The sequence below is a fragment of the Pollutimonas rozaliensis genome, from assembly GCF_048751585.1.
Taxonomy (GTDB): domain Bacteria; phylum Pseudomonadota; class Gammaproteobacteria; order Burkholderiales; family Burkholderiaceae_B.
On record NZ_JAZHOB010000003.1, the window covers coordinates 162524 to 187124 of the forward strand.

At 61.3% G+C, this 24601-nt stretch carries 22 protein-coding genes and 1 pseudogene; 13 read left to right on the forward strand and 10 right to left on the reverse strand.

Annotated elements, in window-relative coordinates:
• Positions 1 to 7 precede the first annotated feature (7 nt).
• Together V0R37_RS06730 and prfB are read right to left on the reverse strand one after the other, a co-directional pair.
• The gene (locus tag V0R37_RS06730) at positions 8 to 760 is read right to left on the reverse strand and encodes an SDR family oxidoreductase (protein WP_420373789.1); all 753 of its coding nucleotides are present in this window, start codon (positions 758 to 760) and stop codon (positions 8 to 10) included.
• A gap of 2 nt (positions 761 to 762) precedes the next feature.
• Positions 763 to 1867 (reverse strand): peptide chain release factor 2 gene (prfB, locus tag V0R37_RS06735; RefSeq protein WP_420373790.1). Its coding sequence is split into 2 segments (ribosomal slippage): positions 763 to 1785 and positions 1787 to 1867, totalling 1104 coding nucleotides; the frame shifts between segments, so codons are not numbered across the junction.
• A gap of 241 nt (positions 1868 to 2108) precedes the next feature.
• On the opposite strand from prfB, the gene V0R37_RS06740 reads away from it, so the two are divergent.
• Positions 2109 to 3164 carry a tellurite resistance/C4-dicarboxylate transporter family protein gene (locus tag V0R37_RS06740; RefSeq protein WP_420374035.1) on the forward strand — a complete coding sequence of 352 codons (1056 nt, stop codon included), beginning with the start codon at positions 2109 to 2111 and terminating at the stop codon, positions 3162 to 3164.
• A gap of 898 nt (positions 3165 to 4062) precedes the next feature.
• On the opposite strand, the gene V0R37_RS06745 is transcribed toward V0R37_RS06740, so the two are convergent.
• The 4 genes from V0R37_RS06745 to V0R37_RS06760 form a co-directional block, all read right to left on the reverse strand.
• Positions 4063 to 5343 carry a TRAP transporter large permease gene (locus V0R37_RS06745; RefSeq protein ID WP_420373791.1) on the reverse strand — a complete coding sequence of 427 codons (1281 nt, stop codon included), beginning with the start codon at positions 5341 to 5343 and terminating at the stop codon, positions 4063 to 4065.
• The gene (locus V0R37_RS06750) at positions 5340 to 5885 is read right to left on the reverse strand and encodes a TRAP transporter small permease (protein ID WP_420373792.1); all 546 of its coding nucleotides are present in this window, start codon (positions 5883 to 5885) and stop codon (positions 5340 to 5342) included. Before V0R37_RS06750 ends, V0R37_RS06745 begins: the two co-directional genes overlap by 4 nt.
• Before the next feature lie 64 nt (positions 5886 to 5949).
• A complete protein-coding gene (locus tag V0R37_RS06755; protein WP_420373793.1) occupies positions 5950 to 6951 on the reverse strand; it encodes a TRAP transporter substrate-binding protein in 1002 nt (333 codons plus the stop codon).
• A 173-nt stretch (positions 6952 to 7124) separates the two neighbouring features.
• The gene (locus tag V0R37_RS06760) at positions 7125 to 8867 is read right to left on the reverse strand and encodes a methyl-accepting chemotaxis protein (RefSeq protein ID WP_420373794.1); all 1743 of its coding nucleotides are present in this window, start codon (positions 8865 to 8867) and stop codon (positions 7125 to 7127) included.
• A 132-nt stretch (positions 8868 to 8999) separates the two neighbouring features.
• Between V0R37_RS06760 and V0R37_RS06765 the strand changes: the two genes are divergently transcribed.
• Positions 9000 to 10256 carry a metallophosphoesterase family protein gene (locus V0R37_RS06765; RefSeq protein ID WP_420373795.1) on the forward strand — a complete coding sequence of 419 codons (1257 nt, stop codon included), beginning with the start codon at positions 9000 to 9002 and terminating at the stop codon, positions 10254 to 10256.
• Positions 10257 to 10261: 5 nt separating this feature from the next.
• On the forward strand, positions 10262 to 13762 hold the full coding sequence (locus V0R37_RS06770) for an ATP-binding protein (RefSeq protein WP_420373796.1): 3501 nt from the start codon (positions 10262 to 10264) through the stop codon (positions 13760 to 13762).
• A 16-nt stretch (positions 13763 to 13778) separates the two neighbouring features.
• Here V0R37_RS06770 and V0R37_RS06775 read toward each other — a convergent pair whose 3' ends face one another.
• Positions 13779 to 14333 (reverse strand): hemerythrin domain-containing protein, encoded by a 555-nt coding sequence (locus tag V0R37_RS06775; protein WP_420373797.1) that lies wholly within the window; start codon positions 14331 to 14333, stop codon positions 13779 to 13781.
• A gap of 96 nt (positions 14334 to 14429) precedes the next feature.
• Here V0R37_RS06775 and V0R37_RS06780 point away from each other — a divergent pair, with 96 nt between their 5' ends.
• From V0R37_RS06780 to V0R37_RS06805, 6 genes are all read left to right on the forward strand, one after another.
• The gene (locus V0R37_RS06780; protein ID WP_420373798.1) at positions 14430 to 15032 is read left to right on the forward strand and encodes a peroxidase-related enzyme; all 603 of its coding nucleotides are present in this window, start codon (positions 14430 to 14432) and stop codon (positions 15030 to 15032) included.
• Between the two features lie 108 nt (positions 15033 to 15140).
• On the forward strand, positions 15141 to 15920 hold the full coding sequence (locus tag V0R37_RS06785) for an ABC transporter ATP-binding protein (RefSeq protein WP_420373799.1): 780 nt from the start codon (positions 15141 to 15143) through the stop codon (positions 15918 to 15920).
• A complete protein-coding gene (locus V0R37_RS06790; protein WP_420373800.1) occupies positions 15917 to 16912 on the forward strand; it encodes an ABC transporter substrate-binding protein in 996 nt (331 codons plus the stop codon). Before V0R37_RS06785 ends, V0R37_RS06790 begins: the two co-directional genes overlap by 4 nt.
• A gap of 122 nt (positions 16913 to 17034) precedes the next feature.
• On the forward strand, positions 17035 to 17808 hold the full coding sequence (locus V0R37_RS06795; RefSeq protein WP_420373801.1) for an ABC transporter permease: 774 nt from the start codon (positions 17035 to 17037) through the stop codon (positions 17806 to 17808).
• Between the two features lie 35 nt (positions 17809 to 17843).
• A complete protein-coding gene (locus V0R37_RS06800; RefSeq protein ID WP_420373802.1) occupies positions 17844 to 18671 on the forward strand; it encodes a type 2 periplasmic-binding domain-containing protein in 828 nt (275 codons plus the stop codon).
• 68 nt (positions 18672 to 18739) lie between these two features.
• Positions 18740 to 19429 (forward strand): aspartate/glutamate racemase family protein, encoded by a 690-nt coding sequence (locus V0R37_RS06805; RefSeq protein ID WP_420373803.1) that lies wholly within the window; start codon positions 18740 to 18742, stop codon positions 19427 to 19429.
• Between the two features lie 22 nt (positions 19430 to 19451).
• On the opposite strand, the gene epsC is transcribed toward V0R37_RS06805, so the two are convergent.
• The gene (gene epsC / locus V0R37_RS06810) at positions 19452 to 20384 is read right to left on the reverse strand and encodes a serine O-acetyltransferase EpsC (protein WP_420373804.1); all 933 of its coding nucleotides are present in this window, start codon (positions 20382 to 20384) and stop codon (positions 19452 to 19454) included.
• Here epsC and V0R37_RS06815 point away from each other — a divergent pair.
• Both V0R37_RS06815 and V0R37_RS06820 read left to right on the forward strand, forming a co-directional pair.
• Positions 20364 to 20720 (forward strand): hypothetical protein, encoded by a 357-nt coding sequence (locus V0R37_RS06815; RefSeq protein WP_420373805.1) that lies wholly within the window; start codon positions 20364 to 20366, stop codon positions 20718 to 20720. The genes epsC and V0R37_RS06815 overlap by 21 nt on opposite strands.
• Positions 20721 to 20794: 74 nt before the next feature.
• Positions 20795 to 21706 (forward strand): DMT family transporter, encoded by a 912-nt coding sequence (locus tag V0R37_RS06820; protein ID WP_420373806.1) that lies wholly within the window; start codon positions 20795 to 20797, stop codon positions 21704 to 21706.
• Here V0R37_RS06820 and V0R37_RS06825 read toward each other — a convergent pair.
• Positions 21637 to 22359 carry a winged helix-turn-helix transcriptional regulator gene (locus V0R37_RS06825; RefSeq protein ID WP_420373807.1) on the reverse strand — a complete coding sequence of 241 codons (723 nt, stop codon included), beginning with the start codon at positions 22357 to 22359 and terminating at the stop codon, positions 21637 to 21639. The genes V0R37_RS06820 and V0R37_RS06825 overlap by 70 nt on opposite strands.
• 163 nt (positions 22360 to 22522) lie before the next feature.
• Between V0R37_RS06825 and V0R37_RS06830 the strand changes: the two are divergent.
• Positions 22523 to 22912, forward strand: a pseudogene (locus V0R37_RS06830) (YybH family protein); the annotation flags it as partial.
• Between the two features lie 15 nt (positions 22913 to 22927).
• Entirely contained in the window at positions 22928 to 23470 is a 543-nt protein-coding gene (locus V0R37_RS06835) for a VOC family protein (RefSeq protein WP_420374036.1), read from the forward strand.
• 29 nt (positions 23471 to 23499) lie between these two features.
• Here V0R37_RS06835 and V0R37_RS06840 read toward each other — a convergent pair whose 3' ends face one another.
• Positions 23500 to 24474: a bile acid:sodium symporter family protein gene (locus V0R37_RS06840; RefSeq protein ID WP_420373808.1), complete on the reverse strand. Its 975-nt coding sequence runs from the start codon at positions 24472 to 24474 to the stop codon at positions 23500 to 23502.
• Between the last annotated feature and the right edge of the window lie 127 nt (positions 24475 to 24601).

Sequence of the window (24601 nt, forward strand, 5' to 3'; positions counted from 1 at the left end):
TGATGATTTAAGCGTAATTTCGGATGTCGTCGAGCACGGTCGCGCCGAAGCTGTCGTGATCTATATAGCGCAGGATGCGGGCGGCCACGTCGGCCGGCGAGGACAGCTGGCCTTGCTCGTGCATTTGCGCAAAGCGTTCCACATTGGGGAAGTCGCTGGCCTGGCTGCCGCGTATCTTCTCCTGCATGCCGGTGTCGATGACGCCCGGCGCCAGCGCGGCGATCCGCACGCCATGGTTCTCGGCGTGCAAGACCTGGGTGTAGTGATCCAGGGCTGCTTTGGTGGCGCAGTATACGCCCCAGCCGGGCATGGGGTTGCGGCCGGCGCCCGACGATATATTCAATATGCGGCAATCGGCCTGCAAGGGCTTTACCGCTTGCAGAAAGGCGGCCGTCAGCAAAATGACGCTGGTGACGTTAAGGTTGAATGCGGCGGTAATCGCCACGGCATTGTGCAGTTCGCTGGCCTGGTTTATGGGATCGACCGTACCGGCATTGTTGATCAGCAGGTAGCGCTTCGCGCCGGCTGGCAGGCTGGCGACGATTTGCCGGGCCACGCGTTCGACCGCCGCGGGGTTCGCCAGATCGGTTTGCACTTGCTGCAGCACGCAGCCCGATTGTTTCGCGTTCAGGTCCAGGGCTTCGTCGTGGCTGCGCGCCACGGTGATGAGCCGCGTGTCGGCCCGCAGCAGTCCCAGTGCAAGGGCTTGCCCAAGCCCGCGCGATGCGCCGGTCACAATGGCAACGGTCGTTGCTTCCATGGCTATACTCCCTGCTTCAGGCTTGCTTGTATGAAGGGGTCCAGATCGCCGTCCAGCACTTTCTGGGTATTGGATATTTCAACGTTGGTGCGAAGGTCCTTGATGCGGCTTTGATCCAGCACATACGACCGGATCTGATGGCCCCAGCCCACATCGGTCTTGGCGTCTTCCATTTTCTGCTGCTCGGCCATGCGCTGGCGCATTTCCAGTTCGTACAGGCGCGATTTAAGCATCTGCATGGCTTCAGCGCGGTTGCGGTGTTGCGAACGGTCGTTCTGGCACTGAACGACGATGCCGGTGGGCATGTGGGTGATCCGCACGGCCGAATCGGTCTTGTTGATGTGCTGGCCGCCCGCGCCGCTGGCCCGGTAGGTATCCACGCGCAGGTCGGCCGGGTTGACGTCGATCTCGACGGAATCGTCCACTTCTGGATAGACGAATACGCTGGCAAACGAGGTATGGCGGCCATTGGCCGAATCGAAGGGGCTTTTGCGGACCAGGCGATGCACGCCGGTTTCAGTACGCAGGTGGCCGAAGGCGTATTCGCCTTCGATCTTGATGGTGGCGGACTTGATGCCCGCGACTTCGCCATGGGATTCTTCAAGCACTTCGGCCTTGAAATCCTTGTGTTCGCAATAGCGCAGGTACTGGCGCAGCAAAATGGAGGCCCAGTCCTGGGCTTCGGTGCCGCCGGCGCCGGCCTGGATGTCCATGAAGCAATTGAGCGGATCGGCCGGATTGGAGAACATGCGGCGGAACTCGAGCTCTTCCAGGCGTTTGCCTATGGCGTCGGTGTCGTGCTCGACGGCGGCCAGAGTGGCATCGTCGTCGTCCTCGGCGGCAAGGTCGAACAGTTCTTGCGCGTCGCTCAGGCCGTTGGCGATCTCAGTCAGCGTCTGGACGACGGTTTCCAGGCTTTTCTTTTCGCGCCCAAGATCCTGGGCATGCTTGGGATCGTTCCAGACGTCGGGGCTTTCCAGTTCGGCGTTTACGACGTGCAGGCGTTCAGCTTTGGCATCGTAGTCAAAGATACCCCCGAAGAGCCGCCTGACGCTCGGCGTAGTCGTCCAGGCGGGCGGCAAGTTGATTCTGGCGTTCGGCTTCCATAGCTATTCCTGATTCGGTTCGGCAGCCCCGGGGGCCGCCACATTCAAATTAACCAGGCATTTTAACCTGTAGTTTCAATCGGCCCCGGGCGCCATGGGCAATATGCAAGGGATTGGGACCGCCGCGGCTTTCCTTTTCTTGTGAACAAGACCTAGAATGCGATCTGTCCGACTGAACCGGCGCGATTGCGCGCAATCCACCCATGCTTCCATCTCCCGCTGAAAACAGTTCCTTGCAGGCAATGCCTTTCGATAGGGGTGGGGATCGCGGGTATGGCGGGCTGGCGGCCATGTCGCCGGCGAATTTCGGCATCGTCATGGCGACCGGCATCGTTTCGCTGGCGGCTCACATGCTGGGCAGGAACGCAATTGCGCAAGCCTTGTTTCTACTGAACAACGCCCTGTTCGCGATACTGTGCCTGCTTAGCGCGCTGCGCGCCGTTCGCCATCCGAGATCGTTCTTCGGCGATATGGCCGACCATTTGCGCGGCCCAGGGTTTTTCACGACTGTGGCGGCAACCGCCATCCTTGGCGGACAGTACATGGTGCTTGCCAAGGACGCGCATGCGGGTTTGATCTTGTGGGCGGCAGCGCTGATCCTGTGGTTTGTGCTGACCTACACGATATTCGCGGTGCTTACCGTAAAGCGCGACAAGCCCACCCTGGATCGGGGCATCAATGGCGGATGGCTGCTTGCCGTGGTGGCGACGCAGTCGATAGCGGTGTCCAGCGCCTTGCTGGCGGCCACCACCGGGCAGCCGTATCGGCTGGAGCTGAATTTCCTGGCGCTGTCGATGTGGCTGTGGGGCGGGATGCTGTACATCTGGATGATGTCGCTGATCTTTTATCGCTACACGTATTTCCGCCTTTCCCCGGACGATCTGACGCCGCCGTACTGGATCAACATGGGCGCAATGGCCATCTCCACGCTGGCGGGCTCCTTGCTGATCATGAACGCCTCGGACGCGCCTTATCTGGTTTCGCTCTTGCCCTTCCTGAAGGGGTTCACGATTTTCTATTGGGCGACGGGTACCTGGTGGATACCGATGCTGCTTTTGCTGGGTGTATGGCGCTATGTGTACAAGCGCTTTCCCTTGCGGTACGACCCGTTGTATTGGGGGGCTGTATTCCCGCTGGGGATGTATGCGGCCAGTACGTACGAGATGAATCAGGCCATGGGGTTCAGTTTTTTGGCCGATGTGCCGGGGGTGTTCTTTTTTCTGGCGAGCGTTGCCTGGGCACTGACGTTTCTGGGGATGTTGGCGCGGGTGGTAGGTCTAGTTAGGCGGCGGGGCTGATTGGCGGGGTTTTTCCGGCTTGTCGTTCTTTGAGCTTACTTAACTGTCTGTTTCGGGGCCTGCCCGTTGCTTTTCGGTATGCCTGTTTGTTCTTTAGGCGTGGCTGGAGGGCTGCGGACCAGGCCGCCGTCCCCGTGACCGGTTCGGCGCACAAGGCGCCGAACACCGCATCGCCTTGCTCGTCCGCCCATTCGGGCTCCCTTCGCCTACGGCTCGCTCGGCCCCGGAAGTCCGGCAGCCCGGCCCGCAGCCCTCCAGCCACTGCGTAATGGCAAGCGGGTACGTTATTGGTATAAGCGATTCATTTTGTCAGCAAGCTGTTGCTGCAGGCCCGATAAGCAGGTGATTGGTCGTTCAATGCGACAGGCCAAAGTCGTCCAGGCAAGCCGCCGAATAGACAGGCGCCCAATAGGTATGGTGCCAGGGAGGGGCATCAGCACCCAGACAATATACGGCGCCGCTCGCCCAATCAGAATTGACTCGATGCACAAGCGGCCCGGCTGGCGGGCCGCGCCGGGCGAGCGCGCCACATCTTCATACTTGGGCTGGCCGATACCAGAATGCAGCTCGGGATCTCTCCAGTTAACGGCCGTGCGGCCATACATTTTGCAGGCGTGGGGGGGCTGGGGGGCACGAACGGGCCTTTGGGGCCGAGCGAGTCGTAGGCGAAGGGAGCCCGGACGGGCGGACGAGCAAGACGATGCGATGTTCGGCGCGCAGGGCGCCGAACCGGACACGCGGGCCCGTTCGTGCCCCCCAGCCCCCCCGCGCCGTGTAAAAAACATGCACCCGCGCCGTGTAAAAAACACACGCATTAGCCACGCAAGAAAAACGCCATGTCCGAAAACAGACATGGCGCTACAACGAAAATCCATCTATCGAGAAAATCTACGAGCTGTCAGAAGAAATTCAGCTCCGGCAGCCACAGCGATATCGCCGGTACATACGTCACCAAAGCCAGGAAGGCCAGCAATATCAACAGCCACGGCGAGGCCGCCCGGATAACCTGGCCTATCGTCATCTTCGTGATCCCCGCCGTCACGAACAGATTCAAGCCTATCGGCGGCGTCACCATTCCGATTTCCAGGTTCACCACGATGATAATCCCCAGATGCACCGGATCGATCCCCAACTGCATCGCAATCGGGAACAGAATAGGCGCAAGAATCAGGATGATTCCCGTCGGCTCCATGAACATCCCCGCAATCAGCAGCAGAATGTTCACCACGATCAGGAACTGCCATGCCGCCATATCCCAGGCCACGATCTGCTCGGCGATCGCCTGCGGAATGCGTTCCGTCGTCAGCACATGCGCGAACAACAGCGCATTGACGATGATGAACATCAGCATGATGGTCACCTTGGACGCGTCCATCAATACATCAGGGACCTGCCGCATGCCGATATCCCGGTAGACGAATACGGCCACGAAGAAAGCATAGACCGCCGCCACCGCGGCCGCCTCGGTCGGAGTGAAAATCCCCCCGTAGATGCCGCCAAGGATGATGATGACAAGCATCAGGCCCCAGATTGAATCGCGTCCTGCAACCAGAGCCTCGTTCAGCGAAGCGCGCGGTTGACGCGGCAGGTTCTTGATGCGGGCCACTATGTATATGGCCAGCATCAGAAGGAAACCCAGCATCAGGCCCGGCACCACGCCCGCCATGAACAGCTTGCCCACCGATGTCTCGGTCGCGGCTCCATAAACCACCATCACGATGGACGGCGGGATGAGTATGCCCAGCGTGCCTGCGTTGCAGATGACGCCGGCGGCGAAAGGCTGGGGATACCCGGCTCGTACCATGCCGGCGATCACAATGGAACCGACCGCCACCACCGTGGCTGGCGATGAACCCGATACGGCCGCGAACAGACAGCAAGCCAGCACCGATGCAATCGCCAGGCCGCCGTGCAAATGGCCCACGACCGCGATGGCGAATCGGATCATGCGCTTGGCCACGCCGCCCGTCGTCATGAAGGCGCCCGCCAGCACGAAGAAAGGGATGGCCATCAGCGTGAAATGCTCGGACGTTTCGAACATTTTCAGGGACAACGAAGCCAGTGAGTCGTGGCCAAAAAGCAGTATGGTCAGTATGGAGGACAGGCCCAGCGAAACCGCTACGGGTATGCCCATGAACATGAACACGAACAGCATGATGAAAAGGGCGCCTGTCGTCATGCTTGTTCTCGCTTTGCGGACGCGTCGTCGCTTTGGTACTTGAGGGCGTCTTCGACTTCGTCGCCCAGCAGATGCGCTTCCTTGCCGCGCAGCAGGTCGTAAAGAACTTGTGCGAAGCGGAACAGGAGCAGGGCGAAACCTATGGGCATGACCAGGCGCGGCACCCATTGGGGTATGGGCAGATCTTGCGCCAGAATGCCGATTTCGTAAATTTTGCTGACGTATATCCAGCTACCGAAGAGCACGATGACAGCGTACAGCAGGCACAGCAGCGTGGCAGCTACGGCAACCTTGTTGGCAATGGCTTTGGGCAGCGCCTTGACCAGCGCGTCGACCCCGATATGGGCGCCGACCCGTACCCCATATGAAATCCCCAGAAAAATCAGGGCGGCAAACAGGTAAGTGCTGAGTTCAAGTGCCCAAACGAAGCTGTAGTTGAATACGTAGCGCGCAACCACCTGACCGAAAGTGACGACGGTCATGGCCGCAAGAAGAAAGGCAATCAGCCCTTCTTCCAGCCGTTCGAGCCAGACTGATTTCATGGGAAAGCTCCATGTGCTGAATAGGGTCTGCGCGGCCGGCGAGCGCGGCCGCGCAGCAAGCCGGTTATTTATTGGATTTGAGTGCCGACTGGATCAGCTCGGGCCCGATCTCGCCTTCGAATTTCTTCCAGACCGGCTCCATGGCTTTGCGCCAGGCCGCGACGTCTTCCTTGCTGAGCGTCTGGACCTTGGCCTTGTTGGCCTCGATGATGCGCTTGCGATCGCGCTCGTTCAGCTCGGCCGCCATGTTGTTGGCATAGGTGGTGGCTTCTTCCATGGCTTGTTCCAGACCCTTACGCACATCGGCGGGCAGGCCGTCCCACCATTTGGCGTTAGTGACGACCATGTAGTCGATCACGCCATGGTTGGTGTTGGCGATGGTCTTTTGCACTTCGTGGAACTTCTGCGAATAGATGTTGGACCAGGTGTTTTCCTGGCCGTCGACCACGCCGGTTTGCAGGGCCTGGTAGACCTCGCTAAAGGCAAGCTTTTGCGGATTGGCCCCAAGTTGGCGGAACTGCGCTTCAAGGACATCGGAGGCTTGTATGCGGAACTTCAGGCCTTTGATGTCTTCGGGACGGGTGAGCTTGTCGCGGTTGGTGGACAACTGCTTCATGCCATTGTGCCAGTAGGCCAGCCCTTTCAAGCCGCGGTTGGTCATGGAGTTGAGCAGTGCCTTGCCGTCGGCGCTATGCTGGAAGCGGTCGACGGCATCCATGTCGTCGAACAGGAAGGGCAGGTCGAACAGCTGGACTTTTTTGGTGTAGCGGTCGAACTTGGACAGCGATGGCGCAATGGACTGGACGTCGCCCAGCAGGACGGCCTCCATTTCCTTGGCGTCGCCGAATAGCTGCGAGTTGGGGAATACCTGGACCTTGACCTTGCCCGGAAGCAGTTTTTCGGCAATTTCCTTGAATTTGATGGCGCCCTGGCCTTTGGGCGTGGCGTCGGCCACGACATGGCTGAATTTGATGGTGATGGGTTGTTGCGCGAGGGCGCTGGCGGAAAACGACAGGGCGACGCTGCTGCCCAGGACGATGAAAATTCGGGATACGGTTTTCTTCATTGGGTTGTCTCCATTGTTATTGTCGCTCGAGCTGGCCGACTATTCGTACACTGTACTTAGCTGGCCTCCCAGTGTCAAAGCTTATTCTTTCAGGGTTTTTCATAGTGGGCCCCGCCGGGCCGCACACAGGATCCGGCAAGGCTGCGGCCTTGCGCGCAGGGCTCTCGAATCGGCTAGGCGTAGCCGACCAGCGCCGGCTGGGGCGCCGGCAGAAAACCCAGCCGGCCCTCGCCGGAGTGCGCCAGTTCCATGGCCGGCGCGTCGTCCAGATGGGCCTCATCATCCCCGTTCAAGGTGAAGTGCGAGAGTGTCGCGAGCAGGCCATCGGCTTGCTGTTGCTGCATCTGCGTGGCGTTGGAGGCTTCCATGACCATGGCCAGGTTCTGCTGGGTGATGTGATCCAGATGGCTGACGGCGCGCGTGACTTCCTCGATGCCGCTGGCCTGTTCGCTGGACGCATTGGCGATTTCGGACATGATGTCCTCCACCTTCTGGACCGAGACCACGATTTCGTTCATGGCCTGGCCGGCCCCGTCCACCAGGCTGGCGCCGGCATCCAGTTGCGTGACGGTCTGGAGGATCAGTTTCTCGATATCCCTGGATGCGTCGGACGAACGCAATGCCAGGTTGCGCACTTCGGCGGCGACGACGGCGAAGCCCTTGCCATGCTCGCCCGCGCGTGCGGCTTCAACGGCGGCGTTGAGCGCCAGTATATTGGTCTGGAAGGCAATGTTCTTGATCAGTTCCGTGATGTCGGCCACCTTGCGCGAGTCCTGGCGCACCTGCCGCATGGTGTGGACAGCGTCCTGGACCGTCCGGCTGCCGTGAGCGGCGCAGGCATTGGCCTGGGCAGCCAGATTTTTTGAGACTTCGGTATTGTCCGCATTCTGCTTGACGGTGGCCGCCAGTTGCTCCATGGCTGCGGCGGTTTGTTGCAGATTGGCGGCCTGTTCATTGGTGCGTTGCGACAGATCCAGGTTGCCGCCGGAGATATGGTGCGATGCGGAAGCGATCTGCATCGAGCGGTCGCGGACCTCTTGCACGGCGTGGCGCAATCCCAGCCCTATGCCGTTCAACGCGTCCAGCAGCTTGCCCAGTTCGTCGCGGCGGGGAACCTCCACGCGGGCGCTTAAATCGCCGCTGGCCAGGCGTTGCGCCAGGTGGACCCCTTGGTCCAGAGGCCGCTTGATGGATTGGTACAGGCCCCATAGAGCTAGGGCGCTGCACAGCAGCAGGGCGACAATGGCCGATACGGCTATCCAATAGGCTTTCTGGCTGGCGGCGCTGGCCTGCTCCACATCCTGGGCGAAGCGTTGCGCCTGCAAGGTATCGAATTCGTCGATCGTGCGTGCAATGCCGGCGGCGGCTTCGGCATACTGCTGCCCAAATATCATGACTTTCGCCATAAGGGCATTGGGCAACGCCACCTTGATGCCGCCCTGGCCGTCGTCGAACTGTCCGCTGGCCGTACTGATGGCTTCCTTTTCCGTCACGCCCAATTCGGTAATCTGCGCATGGGCCGATTCCAGCCTGGTCATTTCATCCGGAGTGAAACCGGCATTGCGAAAGCGCTCCAGCATGGCCTGTTGCACACCGTGGGCGTCGGGCGCCTTGCCGTGCAGCACGGCCGTCAGGTGCTTGTAGCTTTCCTGGAATTCAGGCTGCTCGCTGGCCACGAAGGCCATGACGTCGCGTGTCATGGCCTGCGTCAGGCTTTTATAGGCGGTTGCCAGTTCGGTGGCCTGATAGCGGCGCTGCTCGGTTGTCTTCAGGTGCTCTATGCTGCCGGTCAGGTTGCGCAGCGCGCTGAGCACCAGGATGGATAGCAGGATGAGAATGGCCAGAAAAACAAAAAAGCTTTTCTTCAGGGTAAAGAAATTTCTCATGGGTGCCGCTTCGTAGGGGATGTGATGCATGGATATCATTGCTTGAGGCGATTATTGCAATGCATCATTACAGCCATATGTCACGTATGCGGAAGGCGGGGGCGCCGCTTGGTATAGTGGCGGATGCCACGACCGGCCTCCCGCTCGAGAAGGAATTGTTCAGTGAGATTCATCCACGCCGCCGATATCCATTTGGATAGCCCATTGACGGGATTGAGCGCCTACGCCGATGCGCCCGTGGACATGCTGCGCACCGCAACGCGCGATGCCTTCGCCCGGCTGATAGGCCTGGCCATCGACGAAAGCGTGGATTTCATGATCATCGCGGGCGACTTGTACGACGGAAACTGGAAGGACCATAACACCGGCCTGTATTTCGCCAGACAGATGGGTCGCCTGAAGAGGGCCGGGATCCCGGTTTACCTGTTGTACGGCAATCACGATGCCGAAAGCGAGATGACCCGCAAGCTGCTGCTGCCCGACAATGTGCACGTGTTCGACACGCGCAAGGCATCGACCTTCATGCACGACGGCCTTAACCTTGCGCTGCACGGACGCGGGTTCAAGGTGGCCGCCACCACGGAGAACCTGGTCGCGACTTATCCCGATCCGATTCCGGGCAAGTTCAATATCGGCGTGTTGCACACCGCTCTGGAAGGCAACGCCATGCATGCCAGCTACGCGCCTTGTTCGCTGGACGAGTTGCATGCCAAAGGCTATCAATACTGGGCTTTGGGACACGTTCATGAATACAGCGTCTGGCGCGGCGATTCGGTCGTGGTTTTTCCGGGCAACCTGCAAGGGCGCAACATACGCGAGACCGGTCCGCGCGGGGCCGTGCTGGTCGAGTGCGATGCGCTGGGCAAGGTGGATGTGGAGCGTGTGCTGGTCGACGTGCTGCGCTGGGCGCGGCTGGACGTCGATGTGTCGCGGTGCCTGTCGTTTACCGATGTTGCGCGCGCGGTGGGAAGCGCCCTGGAAGGCCTGGCGCATGACAGTGACCAGGCCTTGCCCTTGGCCGTGCGCGTGACGGTAAGCGGCGGCACGCCGGCGCATGGCGCGCTTTTCGGGTTGGAAGCCCAGTTGCGGGCCGAAGTGCTGGCGCAGGTGGCGGCGCTGGGGCATGATCGCTTGTGGCTGGAGAAGGTCAAGATCGAAACCCGGGCTGTCGCGCAGCCGCCGGCCCAGGATGATCGCGCCGACGCGCTCGCTGATCTGCGGATGCTGCTGGCTGCCGCCGAAACCGACACCCAATTCCTCGAAAGCCTGCAAGCCGACTTGATGGGGTTGGTGGGCAAGGCGCCGCACGAACTGCAATCCAGCGTGGCCTGGTTCGAGGGAATCCGGACGGGGGACCTGGCGCCGCTGTTGCGCCAGGTGGGCCCAGCGCTGATGGCGCACCTGGAGCAGGCGGAGTAGGAATTATGCGATTTTGCCGATTCGATCTTTTGCGTTACGGAAAATTCACCGATAGCCGCATCGAATTCCCCCGGGCATCGCGCGATTTCCATTTGATCGTGGGGCCCAACGAAGCGGGGAAATCGACCTTGCGCAGCGCCATTCTGGACCTGCTTTTCGGCTTTCCCGTGCGCACCCCTTTGGACTTTCTGCACGCAAAAGCCGATTTGCGGCTGGGGGCGTCGATACAGGGCGACGAGGGCGCACTGGAGTTCATCCGCCTGAAGGCCAACAAGAATACGCTGCGGGACCCGGACGGAAATACCCTGGCCGACAACATCCTGGACGCCTGGATGGGCCATGCCGGGCGCGGCTTCTTTGACAAGATGTTTGGCCTGGATCATCCGCGCCTGGTGGAGGGCGGCAACAGCATATTGAATGCTCAGGACGATGTCGGGCAGATACTGTTCCAGTCGGCCGCGGGAATCGCCAGCCTGGGCAGTGTGCGTGATGCATTGGAAGAGGAAGCCGCCGGTCTTTGGGCTCCCGCCAAGTCCGGTAAACGGGCGTATTACGCCGCACGGGACGATCTGGATGCCGCGACGGCCGCGCTGAAGGCGGCAACGGTGCAAACCCGGGTTTGGTCGGAAGCCAATGAGCGTGTGCAGGTCTTGGCGGCCGAACTTGAGCGGCAGCGGGAACAGCAGGTAAACAGACAAGGCGAACGCAGCCGCCTGGAACGCATCCGGCGCATGGCGCCCATCATGCTGGCGCTGCGCGAGTGCGAAAGCCAGCTGGCGGACCTGGAGCCCGTGGTTCTTTTCCCCCCCGACGCCGCCCAGACGCTGGCGGACGCCGAACAGAGCCGGGCCCTGGCTCAGCACGGACTGGCCCTGCGCCGCGCGGAAGCCGAGCGCTTGCGTGCGCAGCTATCGGACATACGCATTGATCACGCCTTGCTGGGCCAGGCCGATGCCATCGAAGCGTTGGAAGCCTTGCGCCATCAGTACGGCGCGCATGCTTCGAATATTGAACGCAGTCAGGGGCAAGCCGCTTTGCTCTGGCGGGAAATCCAGTCGGCGGCCGATGAGCTGGGCTGGAGGATGGACGATGCGGGCCAGGCCATGGACCAGGCGGCGCAAGTCTTGCAGGCGCGCTTGCCCGGCCTGCCGGCCCGGACGCAACTGGAGCAATTGCTGCGCGATCATGGCGCGGTCGTCCAGGCGTTGGATGCGGCCCAAATGGCGGAAAACAGCCGGCAGGCGGAATTCCGGGCATTGGAAGCGAAGCTGCAGGCGGTATCCGGCCACGAAGTCAGCCCCGCGCTACGCGCCGCTCTGGACGCCGCGCAAGCCCGGGGCGACCTGGACGCCGCCCTGCACAAGGCGCAGGCGGCGGTGGATAAACTGCAGTCCGACCTGGACCAGGGCCTGGCGCGCCTGGGCGGGGATTCGACTTCAGTGGCGCGGCTTCAGGCCGCCGCCTTTCCCTCCATGGGAACCGCTTCCGCTTGGGTAAGCGATAGGCGCAGCCTGGTGCAAGATTTGAACACCGCCGCCCAGCGGCGCGACGAGCTGGCGTCATCGCTTGAAATGAAGTCGCTGGAATTGCGGCAGTACCAACAGAGGCACCGTCCAAGCACCTGGGACGATGTGGCGCAGGCGCGCGCCCTGCGCGATCAGTCCTGGCTGGCGATCAGGTCTGGCCGGACGAGGCTTGAGGAAGCCGCGGTCCAGTTCGAGTCTTATCTGCGTGCCGCGGATGAGCTTGCCGATTCCCGCCATGACAAGGCGCGGGAGGCGGCGCAACTGCAAAGCCTGCAACAGCAGTTGGAACAGGAAACCCATAAGCTGACAGCGGCCGAGGCGCGGCATGTCCAGTGCGAAAGGGCCCTGGGCGATTTCGACGCCCAATGGCTTACCGCAAGCGAACGCCTGGGACTGGGCCGGATGGCGCTGGGAGACCTGCCCGACTGGCTGGCACGCAAAGACAAGGTGCTGGAAGCGGCCCAGGTGCTGGATCAGGCCCGGCGCGAGGCCCAGGGCTTGCGCGACGATATTGAGGCGGCGCGCGGCGGTTTGCGTCGGGCTCTGGCCGAATCGCCAACCGAATCGCCGGAGTCGGCCGGCGAAGACAGTCTGTCCGCCTTGCGCGTGCAGGCTCAAGCCCGCATAGGCCAGGCCGATGAGACGCGCATTCGACGCGATGCATGGCTGGCCCAACTGGCCGAGTCCCGGCCGATATTGCTCGCTGCGCGGCAAGCGGTGGAAAGCGCGCAGGGCAGGCTGGATGCCTGGCGGATGTCCTGGTCGGCGGCGCTGGCCCAGGCGGGACTGGATGCTGCGATGGCGACGGGCGCGGCACAGGGTGCGCTGACCTTGATAGGCGTCCTGGCCGGGAAGCTCGGGCAGTTGCATCGGGTCCGCGCCGAAAGCATGGCCTTGCAGGCGGATCTGAATGATTTCCTTGTCCAGGCCGTCACGCTGGCGCAAGCCGTCGGCCTGGATCAGGCCGCGGCCGGCATCGATGATGCATTCGGGCTAAGCCGGGAGTTGGCGCGCCGGCTGGCTCAGGCGCGTCAGGCGCATGACAGGGCGGCCGGGCTGGAGCAAGCGGTCCAGGCGGAAAAAGCGCAGATTCGCCTGGCCGAGCAGTCCATGCAGGAAGCCCAGGCCCGCTTGCAACCATTGATGGATAAGGCCGGCGTGTCCGAAAGCCGATTGCTGGAACAGGCCATTGCCCGTTCGGACCGCCATCGGGCTCTTACAGGGCAGCTCCAGGCGGCCCAGGCGCGCCTGCTCGGCGAGGGCGATGGTTATGGGCGCGAGTCGTTGCAGGCCGAGATCGACGCGGCGGATATATCGTCATTGCCGGAACAATTGGCCGCCTTGCAGTCTGATATCGAGGATGGCGCCGAGCGGCAAAGCGCCTTGGCGGTGCAATTGGATCAGGCGCAGCGCGAGCTGGATGCCATGGCGGGGGCCGATGCGGCAGCCAGGGCCGAGGCGCAACGGCAAGAGGCGCTGGCCAGGATGTCCGATGCGGCCGAGCGCTACATAAAGGTGCACACCGCCGCGCGCCTGCTGCGCTGGTCCATAGACCGCTATCGCGAAGAAAAGCAAGGCCCCATGCTGGGCCGGGCCAGCGCCATATTCTCGCAACTGACCTTGAACTCATTCGAGCGTTTGAGGGTGGATTTCGACAAGAACCCCATGGTGCTGGAAGGGCAGCGGCCCGATGGCCGTCTGGTGGGCATTGCCGGCATGAGCGACGGCACACGCGATCAACTGTACCTGGCCCTGCGCCTGGCGGCGCTGGAGCTGCATTTGCAGCAGGCGCCCGCCTTGCCTTTTATCGCCGACGATCTGTTCATCAATTACGACGATGCCAGATCCGAAGCAGGCCTGCGGGCGCTCGCGGCCTTGTCCGAGCATACGCAAGTTATTTTCCTGAGCCATCACGATCATTTGACCGGGTTGGCGCGCCGGGTTTTCGGCGATACGCTGAACGTGGTGAGCCTGGACTAGAAATCAGGAAATGGAGTCAAAGCAGATCGTCGGCGATGCCCCGGCGTTTGCGCATGGCGCGGCCGATTTGGTCGATGGCATCGTCACCCAACAGGCGCGCCGCCATCGGCAGGAGTTCGTCTTCTTCCAGCTTCATATGGCGTTCATACAGGCCCACGAAGGCATCGATATCTTCGTCGGGCAGCAGGGCGGGCTGGCCTTCGCTGATCCTGGACAGCGTCTGGCGCAGCCGCCGCCAGCCGGCTTCCAGCTTGCGGTGATCGGCGCTCAGGCCATCGGTAAGCTCGCGTATGCAGACGGCGTCGGACCCCGCCATGGACTCGATCAGCGCGGGAAACAGATCCACTTCCTCGTCGGCATGGTGCTGGATGGCGGAGGTATCGAAGTAGCGCATGATGGCCGTCGCCGCAACGCGCGCCTGTTCATCGCTGCCGTGCCGGCGCAGGTGCGGCGCAAGCCGCTTCAATGTGGAGCACTGGCGCTCGATGCGATGGTGGCAGGCCGCCAGCATTTCAAGCGGCGCCTCGGTGCTTGCCGCCGGGCTGGAAAAACCGGGAAATTCGGTCGCCATATTGCTGCCTTGTTTTGAAAGGGGCGGCACTGTCGCCGCTTGCCGTTATTATTGGTGAAACACAAGCCTGTCGCAAGGACAGTAAAAGGAGAAGCCATGCCGCAACCCGATCATGTATCCGCCTTGGGCGCGCCCGCCGCGAACTCGCTGGACGAGGATATCCAGGAAGTGTTCCGCAAGTGCGTGGACAAGCTGGGCTTCGTGCCCAATGTCCTGGCCGCCTACAGCTTGCGGCCCAACAAGCTGCGCAACTTCATGGCGATGTACAACGAATTGATGCTGGCGCCTTCGGGCCTGAGCAAGCTTGAACGCGAAATGATCGCCGTGGTGGTATCCAGCGCCAACCACTGCTATTACTGCCTTGTTGCGCATGGCCAGGCGGTGCGCGCGCTGTCCGGCGATCCGCAATTGGGCGAGATGATGGTCATGAACTACCGTGTGGCGCAATTGGACCCGCGCCAGCGCGCCATGCTGGATTTCGCCTGGAAGCTGACCAAGACGCCCGAGCAGGTCACCGAGGACGACCGTCAGGCCCTGCGGGAAGTGGGCTTATCGGTCGAAGACATATTCGATCTGGCCGATACCGTGGCTTTTTACAACATGTCCAACCGCATGGCCATCGGCACCGACATGATTCCAAATGCCGAATACCACGGGATGAACCGCCCGGAGCCTTTCATGCCGCCGGCCAAGGCATAAGCGGCTTTCTATATTTCTTGAGGATATAAGTAAAGAGTATAAAAATTCTTGTTGGGCATTAGAACGCTAGTTACAGTTCGATATAACCAAATGGTGAATCGAACTGTTATGAAGCTGTCTTTCAAGAATATAGAGAAGGCGTTTTCGGGCCTGCGCGTCATCGAGGACTTCAGCCGCGATATCGACGACGGCGAACTCGTGGCGCTGGTCGGCCCATCGGGCTGCGGCAAGTCGACCCTGCTGCATATCGCCGCCGGCCTGGAAAAGCCCAGCGCGGGAGCCATCCTTGCCGACGGCCAGGGCATTGAAGGTCCTCACCCCGAGCGCACGCTCATGTTCCAGGAAAACGCGCTCTATCCCTGGCTGACCCTGGAGCAGAACGTGGCGCTCGCGCTGGAGTTCCAGAAAACGGACAAGCAACAGGCATTGCGGCAGGCTCGGGACTGGTTGGCCAAGGTCAACCTGAAAGGCTTCGAAAATTATTACCCGCATCAAGTGTCGGGTGGCATGCGCCAGCGCGCCGCCCTGGCTCGGGCGTTCATCTCGCATCCCAAGGCGCTGTTGCTGGACGAGCCTTTCGGCGCGCTCGACGCGCTTACCCGCATGACCTTGCAGGATGCCTTGCGCACGCTGATACGCGAAGCCGGCCCCACGGTGCTGCTGGTCACGCACGATGTCGACGAGGCCTTGTTCCTGGCCGACCGTATCCTTGTATTCAGCCCGCGTCCGGCCACGGTATTGAAGGAATTCAATCTGTCGCGCCACGAGAAAACGCACGATTTGTCGGAGTTCGCAGCGATGCGGCGCGAAATTTTAGGTCTGCTTGGGATTCATGCCGAACAGGATGAAGCCGCGGCAACGCCAATATTAGAGGAAGTCGAAGCATGAAATTGTCACGTTTGCTGCTGCCGGTACTGGCGGCGTTCGCTTTATCGGGCACGGCCGCGGCCGCCGAGAAATTCAAGGTCGGCTACTTGCGCGTCATGGACGATGCGCAGGCGATCGCCGCCTATGAAGGCGGCTTCTACAAGAAGCACGGCCTGGATGTCGAGCTGATCGAGTTCAAGTCCGGCACCGATCTGATCAAGGCCATCGTCGGCGGCCAACTGGACACCGGCGTGCTGGGCTTTACCAATGCGGCATCCTGGTGCTCCAAGGGTGCCGACCTTAAGGTGGTCGGCGGCGCCCAGCACGGCTTTCACGCCATCGTCGTGCGCGACGACACGGGCATCAAGGACGTGGCGGGCCTCAAAGGCCACACCCTGGCTTCGCAAAAGGAAGGCAGCACGGCCGATACCGTCTTGAAGGGTGTTGTCCTGAAAGATGCAGGCCTGAAGCCGGACGATTTGTCCATCATGGGCGTCAGCCCTCAGGTTGCCGTGCAGTCGCTGGTGGGCAAGCGCGTCGATGCCGCCTTCCTGTTCGAACCGCAGGCGCGCATTGCGCAACTGATTGCGCCGGTCACGCAGATTTACGAAGTGGGCCAGGTATGGCCTTTCCCCTGCATGGTGGTGATCACCTCCGGCGACACGCTGAAGAAGCGCAAGGACGATGTCTGGAAGTCGTTGGATGCGCAGCGCGAGGCCATCGATCTTCTGCAGAACAAGCCCGAAGAGGGCGCCAAGCTGATCGCCGGCTACTTCATTGCCGAGCCTACGCTCAAGACTCTGAAGCATGGCGAACTGCCCCGCGAAGACATCATCCGCGATGCCATCAAGACGCAGACCTTCAGCCCGGTCCTGACCGACAAGGAATTGGCCCGCATGCAGGAAATCGCCGACATCATGCAAGAGCAGGGCGCTCTGAAAACGCGTGACGGCAGCACGTTCGATGTCAGCAAGATCATCGATCTGGAATGGCAGAAGGCGCGCAAGCTATAAAATAGCGCTGGCTTGCGCCCCGGGGCGCAAGCGCGTCCCACGCTTGCCTTTAGCTGTTTCGCAAGATTCCATCTTTTCAAAGGTGGCCGGCGCCGACCGGCCACCTTGTGTTTTGAGCCTACATGAGCACCCAGATTCGTATTTCCGGTTATAGAAAAAAGCTTGCCATGGTCGTGGCGGTGCTGTCCATTTTGCTGTTCTGGCAAGTCGCCGCCTGGTTTCTGCCGGATTTCCTGATGCCGGATGTGCCCAGTGTGTTCGTACGCCTTTGGAGCGATGTGCAGACCTCCGATTTCCGCGCCAGCCTGTCGGGCAGTCTGGTCCGTCTTGGATTCGGCTACGGAGCCGCCTTGCTGTTCGGCGTGGGTTTCGGCCTGGTCGGCGGGGTGCTGTTCTTTTTTCGCGAAGTCCTGAAATCGGCCATCATCATCCTGCAGTCGATACCCTCGATTGCCTGGGTGCCGCTGTTCCTGATCATGATGGGCTTCGGCAACATGCCCATCATCGTGGTCATCGCGCTGGCGGCATTCTTTCCGGCGGCGCTCTCCGTCATGAACGCGACGGAAAGCGTGCTCAATGTGCACGTGTCGGCCGCCCGCGTCATGGGCGCCAACCGCTGGGACATGCTCAAACGCGTCTATCTGCCCGCGGTCATGCCCGAATTGATCACGGGGGCGCAATTGGCTTTCGGCAATGCCTGGCGCGCGCTGATCTCGGCGGAGATGCTGATCGGTTTCGGCCAGGGGCTGGGCCGTTCGCTGGCCTATGCCGGCGAAACCGCCGACATGATGGGAGTGATGGCCAATATCCTGACCATCGCCATATTGGCGACCTTGATCGACCAGGTCATCCTGGAGAACCTGAAACGTCGCCTTTTGCGTTACCAGTACGTTTAGGGGCCGCTGCGGCTTCCATTTTGGCGTCTATGATCATGAATACGGGAACTCGGAACAGCTTGTCGCGATCGGCGCGTTTATTCGCGGCCTTGCTGCTGGGCATGGGCTGCGCATCGGCGGCGGGCGCGGCGGATCAGGTCCGCTCGGCCGGGCGCCTGGTGGTGGGCATGCACTATGTCGTGCCGCCCTTTGTGGGCGGTTCCAAGGTGCGCACGCCCGAAGCCATCGATACCGCCCTGGCCGAAGACCTTGCCGCCAGGCTGGATGCCGACTTGCGCGCGGTGCCGATATCCGGGCCGGACAGCGGCAATAAGCCTGAAGGGTTTTCACCCAGGGCGGATCTGATGCTGGCGGCCATAGGCCCCGGCTACGATGTTCCGCCGGCCTTTGCGACGGTGCCCACGGGCTACACGGCGCGTCCCATGGCCATCATGCGCACGGACACCGACATCAAGTCCTGGGATCAACTGAAAGGACGGACGGTCTGCCTGTCGGAGGGCGGGCTGTACGTGGGCGCCATGGCGCAACGCTACGGAGCCATCGAAAAAATATTCAAGGCGCCCGCCGATTCCCTGCTGGCCTTGCGCACGGGTGGATGCGACGCCGCGGTGCATGACGACATCATGTTGAAGGAACTGCTGAAGCTGCCCGAGTGGAAAAAGTTTTCCGCCAGCCTGCCGCCAGGCCCGGCGGCGCCGCTGGCCTTCATTGTGCCCAGGGACGATGCCGCAACCATCGCCTTATTGGACAAGCTGGTTCGCGAATGGAAGGCCAGCAAGCATTTGGCGGATCTGACGCGGAACCGGGTGCGCGATATTGCCTTCGAGGTCTATCTGGACCAGGTGGTCGCCGATTGCCATTGAGTTTCGCGGGGCTTTTTGCGCATTCTTGCGATAATGCCGCAATGCGTGAACCTGCTTTGAGATAGACAATGAGAACGATAGGATTACTTGGCGGCATGAGCTGGGAGAGCACGGCGGACTACTACCGTGAAATCAACCAGGGCATCAAGAAGGCATTGGGCGGACTGCATTCCGCCAAGCTGGTGCTTTACAGCGTGGATTTCGAAACCATAGAGAAGCTCCAGCATGCGGGGGATTGGGAGGGCGCCGAAGCCATCCTGGTCAAGGCGGCAAAGCGCATCGAGACGGCCGGCGCCGACTTTTTGCTGATCTGCACCAACACCATGCACAAGCTTGCCGACCAGATAGAACAAGCCATCTGCATTCCCTTGCTGCATATCGCCGATGCCACGGCGGAAGAATTGCTCAAGCACGGCATCCAGCGCGTAGGCTTGCTGGGCACGGCTTTCACCATGGAGCAGGATTTCTACAAGGGACGGTTGGAACAGAAGTACGGCCTGGAAGTGCTGGTGCCCGACACGTCCGATCGCAAGATCGTCCACGATGTGATCTATCGGGAGCTGTGCCAGGGAGAAATCGTTCCGGAATCCCGAGAACAGTACTTGCGGATCATCGATGCGCTGGCGGCCCGGGGCGCGCAGGCGGTGATACTAGGCTGCACGGAAATCGGCCTGCTGGTGAAGCAGGCCGATAGTTCCGTCATGCTGTTCGACACCACCCTGATCCATGCCAAGGCGGCGGTCGAGCGCGCTATTTGATGCCATGCGCCCGGCGCGCTGACTACACGGTTGAGTCCGCGGCGGCGGGGTCGCAGGTACGCGTGCCCAGGGAGTCGGCCTGGGTCACATGAGCCCCGGCCGGCACATCGTCGATCAGCCACACATTGCCGCCTATCGTGCATCCGCGTCCCAGCGTCACTCGGCCCAATATGGTGGCGCCCGCGTATATGACGACATCGTCTTCCACGATGGGGTGGCGGGGCAGGCCTTTTTCCAACTTGCCGTTCGAGTCGGTGGGGAAACGCTTGGCGCCCAGGGTGACGGCCTGGTAGATGCGCACGCGCTGGCCAATGATGGCCGTTTCGCCGATCACGACGCCCGTACCGTGGTCGATGAAGAAGCTGGGGCCGATCTGGGCGCCGGGGTGGATGTCGATGCCGGTCTGGGAGTGGGCCAGTTCGGACGACATGCGCGCCAGCAAAGGCAGGTCCAATTTGTAGAACTGATGAGCGACGCGGTGATGAATCATGGCCAGCACGCCGGGATAGCACAGCAGGACTTCATCCACGCTGCGCGCGGCGGGGTCGCCCTGGAAGGCGGCCAGAACGTCGGCATCGAGCTGGCGGCGGATTTCCGGCAACGAGCCGGCGAAGGATTGCACCGCCGTAATGGCCTTTTCCTCTATTTCGCTTTCATTGTGATGTTCATGGCGCATCTGGTAGCGCATTTCCAGCCGTACCTGATGCAACAGGGCGTGCAAGGCGGAATCCAGCGTGTGGCCGACGTAGAAGTCCTCGCTTTCCTGGCGCAGGTCGAGCGGGCCCAGGCGCATGGGAAACAGCACGCCCTTCAGGTCGTCCAGGATATGCGAGATGGCCTGCGGCGAAGGGAACTCGCGCCCGCCGGGCTCGCGTGAACGCCTTTGGGCTGCGCGCCAATCCTGCCGGATGGCGTTCAGGTCTTGAACTATGGGATGGATATCGAAAACGGCCATGAAAAATCTTGCTCCGGCTTGGGATCGGTGCTGCGAACGATGCCCGGACGGCATAACTGGTTTAAGCTGGCTTCAGCGCCGGGATCGCGGCAGGCGTGGGGAAATGAACAAGGAAACAAATATGATACCAATCTATTGTCCAAAATCGGAGTCGGAAGCGGCGGTCATTGCATCATTGATGAACGCGTACGGCGTTTCTTTCCTGATGCGCGGGGGCGCTTTCAGTTCAATGTATCCCGGTCCGGTGGCCAACAGCCTGAATGCGCAAACGCTGATGTGCAGGAGAGCCAGGCTGAACTTGCCATGCAATTGCTTCAGCCCTTCATCGAGCGGTAGGGCGCGGGCTTTGCGTTACGATAGCGCTTCGCGGCGATGCCCGTCGCGTTTTTCGGCGCAACGCCGGCTTGTCCATGAATCAAAAGATCACGCCCTCGACCGTATTGCTCTTGATCATTCCACCGTTTCTTTGGGCGGGCAATGCGGTGCTGGGACGTATCGTCAGCGACCTGGTCCCGCCGGTTACCCTTAACTTTCTGCGCTGGGCCATCGCCTTTGTCATCCTGCTGCCTCTGGGGCATTCCGTTTTTCGCCGGGGCAGCGGGCTGTGGGCGGACAGGAAACGCTATGCCGTGCTTGGCCTGCTGGGCATAGGCTTGTACAACACCTTGCAGTACATGGCGCTGCATACGTCCACGCCCATCAACGTGACGCTGGTGGGCGCCAGCATGCCGGTCTGGATGCTGGTGATCGGCTTGCTGTTCTTTGGCTCGCGCATAAGCGGGCACCAGCTTGCCGGCGCGGCATTGTCCATGAGCGGCGTTCTGGTGGTGCTCAGCCACGGCCAGTGGCAGCAATTGCTGGCCCTGCGCTTTGTCGCCGGCGATGTGTTCATGATCGTGGCGACGATAATCTGGGCGTTTTACAGCTGGCTGTTGATGCATGCCGGCAACGAAGCGGAGATCCGGCGCAATTGGGCTACGCTGCTGCTGGCCCAGATTTCCTTCGGCGCGGTGTGGTCGGGCGGGCTCGCCGTCGGCGAGTGGGCCCTGACCGATGCGCGGATACATTGGAGCTGGGGGCTTGCGGCCGCACTGCTTTATTTCGCGATCGGTCCGGCGATTGTGGCTTTCCGGTGCTGGGGCGCCGGAGTGCGGCGCGTCGGTCCGACTGTCGCCGGGTTCTTCAGCAACCTTACGCCCTTGTTCGCCGCCCTGATGTCATCGGCCTTTCTGGGCGAAACGCCGCATGCCTATCATGCGGTGGCTTTCTTTTTCATTGTCGGCGGCATCGTGCTGTCGTCCCGGTCCCGCGCCGTATCCTGAGCGCGTTCCGGTAGCTCAAAACAACTGAAAAACTGCTCGATGGCGGATTTGCTGCCGGTGCAATGCAGCTTGCCGCCCTTGATGGCGGTATCCAGGCTGGCCTTGCCGTATGCCAGGTGAAGCACGGTCTGCGGATCGGAGCGTATCGATGCCTGGGGCAGATCGGCTTGGCCTCGGGCTATGGTCAACTGACCCGCCGCGACCCGCGCATAGAAGACATCATCGTCGAATTCCAACTGTATGCAAAATGACAGGCCCTGGGCGCGATCCAGGTCGAACATCACTTTGAAGGAAAGCATGAGCGAATCGGCACCCAGCCTTCCCCCGCGCATGAACGAGGGCGAGCGTACGCCCCAGCGGGCCAGCCCCAACACCACCGGCTCCAGCTCTTTTCCCCAATCGGTCAGTTCGTAAACCCAGGATGCCGCCGGGGGAGGGAGCCTGCGCCGCAAAACGACCGAGGAGGCTTCGAGTTCGTTCAGGCGCTGCGTAAGCACATTGGGACTGATGGAAGGAAGGCCTTTGCGCAAGTCCGTGAAGCGCTTGGGTCCAAGAAGCAGTTCTCGAACCACCAGCAGGGCCCAGCGTTCGCCCACCAGGTCCAGGGCATGCGCAGCGGCGCACGCATCGTAATAACTTCGTTTTATTGCCATACGTAACACTCTAGCACATTTAGTTCTTCATCAATAATTAATAGTTGTTTTTTAGGACTAAAAAAGATTAAATAGACGCTCAATGACAAGGGGAGGGTGGTCGGCGCGGGCAGCGCGGCTTGCCGTCCCTTCAGTCATTCCATTTCAAATCAGGAGACAAACCATGGATTACGCAGGCGCCAATACGGCACAAGAAGAAGTGCGGCAATCAATCGATAGTTGGCTGAAGGCGGTACGCGCGCGGGATACAAAAGGCATCTTGTCGCATTACGCCCCGGATGTGGTGGCGTTCGACGCCGTCCAGCAATTGCAGTTCAAGGGGGTGGAGGCTTACGGCAAGCATTGGGAAGCCTGCCTGGCCATGTGTCCGGGCGACATGGTCTTCGATGCCGGCAAGCTCGACATCCAGGTGGAAAACGGTCTGGCGATCGCCCATGGCCTGATCCGTTGCGGCATGAAGGACGATAACGGCGAGGAAAAAGCCTCTTGGATGCGCATGACCTCCAGCTATCGTAAAAATGGCGGTAAGTGGGCCATTGTCCATGAGCATTTTTCGGCTCCCTTCGATATGCGGACCAGCAAGGCTTTGTTCGATCTGGATCCGGATGGAGCCAGCAAGGTCCGTCCGATTCCGCTTGGGATGAGCGCCGTCACGCCGCACTTGGTGTGCGCCGATGCGCTGAAAGCGATCGATTTTTACAAGAAGGCATTTGATGCGACTGAAGAGACCCGGCTGGAGATGGCGCCCGGAAAGTTGGCCCATGCCTGCCTGAGAATAGGCGATTCCGCCATTTTCCTGGTCGATGAGGTGCCGGAATGGGGCTCCATGAGCCCCAAGTCGCTGAAAGGCTCGCCGGTAAGCATTCATCTTTACGTCGATGACGCCGACGCGGCTTTCGCCAAGGCGGTCAAGGCGGGCGCGAAGGAAATCATGGCCGTACAGGATATGTTCTGGGGCGACCGCTATGGGCTGGTTGAAGACCCCTACGGCCATCGCTGGTCGATCGCCACGCATGTGCGCGATCTGACCCCCGAACAGATCCAGGAGGGGGCGAAGCAAATGATGGACGGTCAGCCCGACTGCCCGGGCGCCAAGGCCGCGGCGTCATAAGCCGCGGCCTTGGCATCGCGCGCCGCCGTTTACTCGGTGGCCGCCGTGCCGGGGGATGTCGGCGCGACGTCCTTGTCGTCGTTCTTGAAGCGCTGGAACAGCGTGGCGATGATGGGTCCCGATATGTTGTGCCAGACGCTGAAGATGGCGCTGGGGACGGCGGCAAGCGGCGAGAAGTGCGCGGTAGCCAGCGCCGCGCCCAGGCCGGAATTCTGCATTCCAACCTCGATGGACAGCGTCTTGCGCTGGGCCACACCAAGGCCCGCCAACTTCGCCAGCCAATAGCCCAGCAGCAGCCCCAGTCCATTGTGCAGCACCACGACGGCGAAGATCAGCAGGCCGGTGGTGGCGATCCGGGCCTGGTTGGCGGCGACCACGGCCGCCACGATGGCGACGATGGCAACGACCGAAACCAGCGGAAGCGCATTGACGCAGCCTTCGACTTTGTCGCGCAGCAGAGCCTGGGCGATCAGGCCCAGGACGATGGGCAGGATCACGACCTGGACGATGGACCAGAACATCGCGGCGGCGCTCACCTCCAGCCATTGGCTGGCCAGCAGGTAGATAAGGGCGGGTGTCACGACGGGCGCCAGCAAGGTGGTTACCGAAGTGATTGCCACCGACAGGGCCACGTCGCCGCGCGCCAGGAAGGTCATCACGTTGGACGCTGTGCCGCCCGGGCAGCAGCCCACCAGGATCACGCCCACGGCGATCTCGGGCGGTAGATTCAGCGCCTGGCACAGAATCCAGGCCAGGCTGGGCATGATGATGAATTGGCCCAACACGCCGATAAGCACGGTTACGGGGCGCTTGAAGACTTCCGAAAAGTCTTTCTTCGATAGGGTCAGGCCCATGCCGAACATGATGATGCCCAGCAAAGGCACGATGTAGGGCACGATCCAGGTGAATTGTTCCGGGGCGAAAAAGGCGAGTATTGCAAACAGCAATACCCAGATGGCGAATGTGTTGCCGACGAAACGGCTCAGGCGGGCAATGGCCTGCATGGTGTGTGTCCTTAGTGTTTTAGGGCGCAGCCGAACCCCGAGTCCACGCCTTGGCATGGAACCCATGGGCGGCAGGGGCCGCAATAGAAGATGGATTTTGTTTGTTCCGCCGGGCGATGCGAGCAAA